Genomic DNA, 6,000 nt, shown 5'->3' with positions numbered 1-6,000 from the left:
GGACCGGATGCGCTGGAATACGCTGATTTTTTTCTCGGGCTCGGGCTCGGGCTCGGGCTCGGGCTCGGGCTCGGGCTCGGGCTCGGGCTCGGGCTCGGGCTCGGGCTCGGGAGCAGGCTGCGGCGTTTCCGCCGGGCTGACCACGGTTTCCTCATCAACTGGCACGGCTTCCGGCTCTGCCGCCACATCCGGCGCAGCCTCACGGTTGAGGGGTTTCGGAGCCGGCCCCGGCAGGGCCTCCGGCTTGCGCTGAGGTACCGGTTTCGGGCGTGGCACAGCCGCACGCCGGCCCGCAACATCTACGATAAAGGCCAGTACCAGCAGCACCAGCAGGCCGATCAGAATCCACTCTGCCATCATTTGTCTTACCATTTTTGCTGGAGGGTCAGCCGCCCGCTCGCACTCAGGTCACCGGGGTGGCTGTCAGGGAAAGCGCTCATTCTAGCGGCAGGTGTCGCCGGGGTCCAAACCTCCCGCGCGATCCGGTTACCCGTAGAGCCGTTTTTCGCTAACATGACGCCTTTGTTCAGCTACGGATTCCGCCATGAGCCCGCCACGTCGCCCCGCACCAGCCCGAAACCGCCGTCGTATCGGACCTTCGCCCGGCGAAGGCGAGCTCCGGATCATCGGTGGCGACTGGCGCAGCCGGGTATTGCGGTTTCCTGATGAAGGCGGCGTAAGACCCACCCCTGCCCGCACCCGGGAAACCCTGTTCAACTGGCTGCAGTTCAAGGTGCCAGGCAGTCGCTGCCTGGATCTGTTCAGCGGGAGTGGTGTACTGGGCCTGGAAGCCCTGTCCAGGGGCGCCCGCCAGGTTACTTTCGTGGACCACACCCCGGCCCTGGCCCGCTGCCTCAGGGACAACCTGCGCAAGCTTAGCAGCGATGGCGGTCAGGTAGAGTGCGCGGACGCCCTGACTTTCCTGCAGAACGGCCCGGGCGAGTGCTATGACATCCTGTTTATGGATCCCCCGTTCCGTCAGGGCTGGCTGGAGCAGCTAATTCCGCTGATCGAGGAAAACGGGTGGATTGGTGACGGCAGCAGGGTTTACCTGGAATATGAGAGCGACCGGACTGCTCCTTCAGTCCCGGCCCGCTGGCACCTGCACCGCGAGAAACGGGCGGGACAGGTTACCTATGCGCTCTATCACATCCTGGATGATCAGGCCGGACGCAACGAATAGGCTCGCAGGTGGGCCGCAAAGTCCTCAAGGTAGCGGATGCCGCTGGCTTCCGCATCACGGCACCAGGCCATCAGTGCCTGCAGTTTTTCCTGGGGCTTGACCCCACGGCGCCGCCAGAGGGCCTGCAATTCCTGATTCATATCATAGATCTGGCGCAGCACTGGGTGGCTGTCCAGCACGGTTTCCAGGTGCGCCTGGTCCTGGGGTGGGATCAGTGACACATCCCGGGATAACAGTTTCTTCACCCGCCGGTACCGGGGAAGGACAGTGCCGTCCATCACGGCCTTCTGCTGACGCAGCACCGGCTCCATGACCCGTTTGCGGTATTGGCGCATGATGTCGAAACGGTTGTTGGCGATGGCCTGCACGGTTTCCACATCCACATCCTGCTTGCCCGGTACCCAGTGCACCACCGGCCGGTAGCCCTTGGGTTTCGCCAGGCCGAACAGCTGGAACAGACGGATATAGCCCCAGCCAATGTCCACCTCATACCAGCGCCGGGACAGCTTGGCGGAATTGGGGTAGGTGTGATGATTGTTGTGCAGCTCCTCGCCACCGATGATAATACCCAGCGGTGAGATATTGCGGGCATTGTCCTGGCACTCGAAATTGCGGTAGCCCAGGTAATGGCCCAGGCCATTGACGACACCGGCAGCCCATACCGGAATCCACATCATCTGCACCGCCCAGATCCAGATACCATTGACGCCGAACAGGGCCAGGTTGACCAGGAACATCAGGGCAATGCCAAGGTTACGGTGACGGGTATAAACGTTACGCTCGATCCAGTCATCCGGTGTATTCTTGCCGAAACGCTCGAGGGTCTCCGGCGTGACCGCCTCCGCGTAGAGTTCAGCGCCTTCAAACAGCACCTTGCGGATACCCTTGACCACCGGGCTGTGAGGATCGTTCTCGGTCTCGCAAGTAGCATGGTGTTTGCGGTGAATGGCTGTCCACTCTTTGGTATTGATGCTGGTGGTCGCCCATAGCCAGAAACGGAAGAAATGCCGCAGTACCGGATGCAGCTCCAGGGCATTGTGGGCAGAATGGCGGTGCAGGTAGAGCGTTACACTGACAATGGTGACATGTGTCAGCACCAGGGTGACCAGCACCAGCTGTACCCAAGACAGGTCCAGAAGACCGTTGTACCACATAGAGAAATCCTCAACTTACTGAAAAACCGGCGCAGGTCGCCAGGCGACCCCTGCGGAAGGCAAGGTACCGCGCCTTACACTTTAGCGTACACCTGTTCGCCCAAACAATGGAATTTACATTGTCTTTTGTTACCGTTCTATCAGGAGTCCGACTTGCCTGAACTGCCCGAAGTGGAAACCACCCGCCGCGGCATAGCCCCCCACAGCGAAAGCAAAACCGTGGCGGAGCTGATCATCCGTGACCCCCGTCTGCGCTGGCCGGTTCCAGGCAACCTGCCGTCTCTGCTGGCCGGCCAGACCCTGCGGGAGGCAGACCGCCGCGCCAAGTATCTGCTGCTGCACTTTGACCACGGTACCGTGATTGTTCACCTGGGCATGTCCGGCAGCCTGCGAGTCATTACCGACGACAGCCCGCCGCAAAAACACGATCATATCGACCTGGTGTTTACCGACGGCGTCCGGTTGCGTTTCAACGATCCCCGCCGCTTTGGTTGCTGGCTGTGGGCGGAACAGCCGGACCACCACCCCCTGATCGGAAGCCTCGGGCCGGAGCCATTGGGAGAGGACTTCAGCGGGCCCTATCTGTTCCGCAAATCCCGGGGCCGCAAAACCCCCATCAAGAGCTTTCTGATGGACAACCGGATCGTAGTGGGTGTTGGCAATATCTATGCTAACGAGGCGCTCTTCAAAACCGGCGTCCACCCCGGCCGCGCGGCTGGGCGCATCAGTGCCGCGCGCTACCACCAGCTGGCCGAGGCTATAAGGGAAACCCTGAGCGCCGCCATCCTGATGGGCGGGACCACCCTGCGGGATTTCGTCAACAGCGACGGCAAGCCGGGCTACTTTGCCCAGTCGTTGCTGGTTTATGGCCGTGGCGGCCAGCCCTGCGCGGAATGCCGGCGGCCATTGAAGGAAATCCGCATGAATCAGCGCAGCACGGTCTATTGCCCCAGGTGCCAGCGATAACCGCCGACCCGACTGCGAACCGGTTCAGGTAAATCCGTCACACTTGGCACAACAGTTAACGGCATTTCAGTTACACTTGTGACAGAATCTGCCAATAACGCAGGACTTCTGACCTGCGATGAATCAGGAACCAGGAGACTGACAATGATGTACAAGCGCCTTTCCCGAACCCTGCTGGCCACCCTGGCCGCATGCCTGATCGGCTTCTCCTCCCTTGGGCACGCCCAGGCCGTGGAAGAGGAACCGTCCGCCCTGGCCATGACCGGCGATGCGGTCCTGGTTCGCCCCTTGCTACTGGCCACCACCGTGGTGGGAACCGCCGTCTATATCGTCTCCCTGCCGTTCTCATTGCTGGGGGGCAATGCCGATGAAGCCGGCGAGGTGCTGGTAAAGGGGCCGGCGGAAGCCACCTTCGTGCGCTGCCTCGGCTGCACCACCTCCGGCCGCAAGCAGGCGCCGGTCACTGAGTAATTCCCGCACTTGCAGCAACCTGCAATCTTGGGCAGCCTGACGGATCGATACACAACCAGGCTGCCCTCTGATGATTAACTGGTTCAAAGCAGACCAGGTGTTCCTGGACATGGACGGAACCCTGCTGGATCTGCACTTCGACAACCATTTCTGGCTGGAACATCTGCCCCTGCGCTACGGCGAAGCCAACCGGCTCAGCCCTCAGCAGGCGAGAGACCTGATCGTGCCCATGATCATGGCCGAGCGCGGCAGCCTGAACTGGTACTGTACCGACTACTGGAGCGAGCGGCTGAGCCTCGATATCACTGCCCTCAAGGCAGAGGTGGGCAACCGCATTGCCTACCGGCCGGGGGTGAAGCAATTCCTCCGGGCCCTGCGCCGCAACCGGCTCACGCCGATCATTCTCACCAACTGCCACCCGGACCCGCTGAAACTGAAGCTGGACCGCACCGGGCTGGATCAGTTTGTGGACCGGGTAATCTCAAGTCATGACCTCGGCGCCGCCAAGGAAGAACAGGCGTTCTGGGACCGGCTACTGGACCATCACAGCCATCACCGCGAGCGCGCCATCATGGTTGATGACAGTCTGCCGGTACTCGAGAGCGCGCACCGGGCCGGTATCGGCCAGTGCCTGGCGATCCTGGCCCCGGACAGTCAGCAGCCTGACCGGGAGCCCCATCCCGAATTTCCCGCGGTAAGGCATTTTGACGAGGTGCTGCCTGCACTCTCCGGTCATGGCTCTGCCAAACCATCGGCATGACCGCTATAATGAAGGCAATGGTTTCCGGAGCAGTGCCGACCAGTGGAGGATCATGAGTTCCAGACACGCTGACACCGACAAGGCCCAGGTACGCCTCGACAAATGGTTGTGGGCGGCGCGCTTCTACAAGACGCGCAGCCTGGCCAAGGAAGCCATTGAGGGCGGCAAGGTCCATTACAACGACCAGCGCTGCAAGCCCGGAAAGACCGTGGAAACCGGCGCCACGGTCAAGTTGCGTCTGGGTTGGCAGGAAAAGATCGTGATTATCGACGACATCTCGGACAAGCGCCGGGGTGCACCGCAAGCACAGACCCTCTACCACGAAACCGAAGATAGCATTCGTCGACGGGAGGATCTGGCCTGGCAACGCAAGACCATGCAGGCTGCCCAGCTGCCCCCGGCCCGCCGCCCCACCAAGAAAGACCGGCGCGATCTACAGAAATTCCGCGAACAGCAGGGCCTCTGAGCCCGCTGTTCCCATCACTCCCCGGAGCCCCCGATGCAAGCCAGCGACCAGTTTCGCAAATTCCTGTTTGAGCACAGCCAGATCCGCGGTGCCTGGGTGCACCTGCGTGACAGTTATAACGACATTCTCACCCAGACTGACTATCCGGAACCGGTCGCCCGGCTGCTGGGGGAATCCCTGGTGGCGAGCGTGCTGATGAGCAGTACGCTCAAGTTCAACGGCACCCTGTCACTGCAGGCCAACGGAGAGGGCCCGGTCACTACCCTGCTCGCCGAGTGCAGCCATGACCGGTACATCAGGGGCATTGCCCGGGTCGACGAAGGTGCCAGCGTCACGGACGGCGACCTTGGCGACCTGCTGGGCCAGGGCCGCATGGCGATTACGATCACACCGGAGCGGGGGCAACGTTATCAGGGGGTGGTACCCCGGGAGTCCGATTCCCTGGCAGGCGCCCTGGAAGAATACTTCGAGCGTTCCGAGCAACTGGCCACCCGCCTGTTCCTGTTCGCCGACGGTCAGCAGAGCGCAGGCCTGCTGATCCAGCGACTGCCCGGGGCCACCGCAGAAGACAACGAGCTCTGGGAGCGCGTGGAGCACCTGGCCGCCACCATCACCGCAGAGGAGTTGCTGGACCTGGACAGTGAGACGGTGCTGCACCGGTTATTCCATGAGGAGGAGGTACGCCTGTTTGATCGCGAGCCGGTGGCCTTCCGCTGCACCTGCAGCCGTGACCGGACCCTGGCGGCCCTCAGCTCCATCGGCAAGGAGGAGTGCTACAGCATTCTGGACGAACAGGGTACCATTGAGATGGATTGTCAGTTCTGTCACACCACCTACCGATTTCAGCGAATTGACATTGATCAGTTGTTCTCCGGTCACACACTCCACTGAACCGGACACATCAGCCCCCGAGCCAGGTGTAGCAAGGCTTCCCGGGCTGTCGTTTTTTCGGACCGCGTCTGGCATAATAGCGCGCCTGAATTGACCCGACTGCTCACAA

Annotated in this window: 7 protein-coding genes and 1 pseudogene; 6 read left to right on the top strand and 2 right to left on the bottom strand. The window is 61.7% G+C overall.

Annotated elements, in window-relative coordinates:
* A pseudogene (locus ACESMZ_RS09215) lies at window positions 1-360 on the bottom strand (signal recognition particle-docking protein FtsY); the annotation flags it as partial.
* Window positions 361-544: 184 nt separating this feature from the next.
* Between ACESMZ_RS09215 and rsmD the strand changes: the two are divergent.
* Entirely contained in the window at window positions 545-1,183 is a 639-nt protein-coding gene (gene rsmD, locus ACESMZ_RS09210; protein ID WP_372957293.1) for a 16S rRNA (guanine(966)-N(2))-methyltransferase RsmD, read from the top strand.
* Here rsmD and ACESMZ_RS09205 read toward each other — a convergent pair.
* Window positions 1,162-2,337, bottom strand: coding sequence for a fatty acid desaturase (locus ACESMZ_RS09205; protein WP_372957294.1), 1,176 nt, complete (start codon window positions 2,335-2,337; stop codon window positions 1,162-1,164). The genes rsmD and ACESMZ_RS09205 overlap by 22 nt on opposite strands.
* 153 nt (window positions 2,338-2,490) lie before the next feature.
* Between ACESMZ_RS09205 and mutM the strand changes: the two genes are divergently transcribed.
* The 5 genes from mutM to hslO all read left to right on the top strand — a co-directional run bounded on the left by mutM (window position 2,491) and on the right by hslO (window position 5,891).
* On the top strand, window positions 2,491-3,303 hold the full coding sequence (gene mutM, locus ACESMZ_RS09200) for a bifunctional DNA-formamidopyrimidine glycosylase/DNA-(apurinic or apyrimidinic site) lyase (protein WP_372957295.1): 813 nt from the start codon (window positions 2,491-2,493) through the stop codon (window positions 3,301-3,303).
* A gap of 147 nt (window positions 3,304-3,450) precedes the next feature.
* The gene (locus ACESMZ_RS09195) at window positions 3,451-3,774 is read left to right on the top strand and encodes a hypothetical protein (protein WP_372957338.1); all 324 of its coding nucleotides are present in this window, start codon (window positions 3,451-3,453) and stop codon (window positions 3,772-3,774) included.
* 70 nt (window positions 3,775-3,844) lie between these two features.
* The gene (yrfG, locus tag ACESMZ_RS09190) at window positions 3,845-4,534 is read left to right on the top strand and encodes a GMP/IMP nucleotidase (protein WP_372957296.1); all 690 of its coding nucleotides are present in this window, start codon (window positions 3,845-3,847) and stop codon (window positions 4,532-4,534) included.
* Window positions 4,535-4,586: 52 nt separating this feature from the next.
* Window positions 4,587-5,000, top strand: coding sequence for a ribosome-associated heat shock protein Hsp15 (gene hslR, locus ACESMZ_RS09185; protein WP_372957297.1), 414 nt, complete (start codon window positions 4,587-4,589; stop codon window positions 4,998-5,000).
* Between the two features lie 33 nt (window positions 5,001-5,033).
* Window positions 5,034-5,891, top strand: coding sequence for an Hsp33 family molecular chaperone HslO (gene hslO / locus ACESMZ_RS09180; protein WP_372972515.1), 858 nt, complete (start codon window positions 5,034-5,036; stop codon window positions 5,889-5,891).
* The last annotated feature ends 109 nt before the right edge of the window (window positions 5,892-6,000 follow it).

The sequence above is a fragment of the Marinobacter sp. genome (assembly GCF_041690615.1).
Lineage (GTDB): Bacteria > Pseudomonadota > Gammaproteobacteria > Pseudomonadales > Oleiphilaceae > Marinobacter.
This window is presented reverse-complemented; position numbering and strand designations above follow the sequence as displayed.

Bases quoted from the DNA above. Each gene is read 5' to 3' on its own strand.
- ACESMZ_RS09195 (WP_372957338.1), top strand. From the start codon at position 3,451: ATGTACAAGCGCCTTTCCCGAACCCTGCTGGCCACCCTGGCCGCATGC.
- rsmD (WP_372957293.1), top strand. From the start codon at position 545: ATGAGCCCGCCACGTCGCCCCGCACCAGCCCGAAACCGCCGTCGTATC.
- hslO (WP_372972515.1), top strand. From the start codon at position 5,034: ATGCAAGCCAGCGACCAGTTTCGCAAATTCCTGTTTGAGCACAGCCAG.
- hslR (WP_372957297.1), top strand. From the start codon at position 4,587: ATGAGTTCCAGACACGCTGACACCGACAAGGCCCAGGTACGCCTCGAC.
- ACESMZ_RS09205 (WP_372957294.1), bottom strand. From the start codon at position 2,337: ATGTGGTACAACGGTCTTCTGGACCTGTCTTGGGTACAGCTGGTGCTG.
- yrfG (WP_372957296.1), top strand. From the start codon at position 3,845: ATGATTAACTGGTTCAAAGCAGACCAGGTGTTCCTGGACATGGACGGA.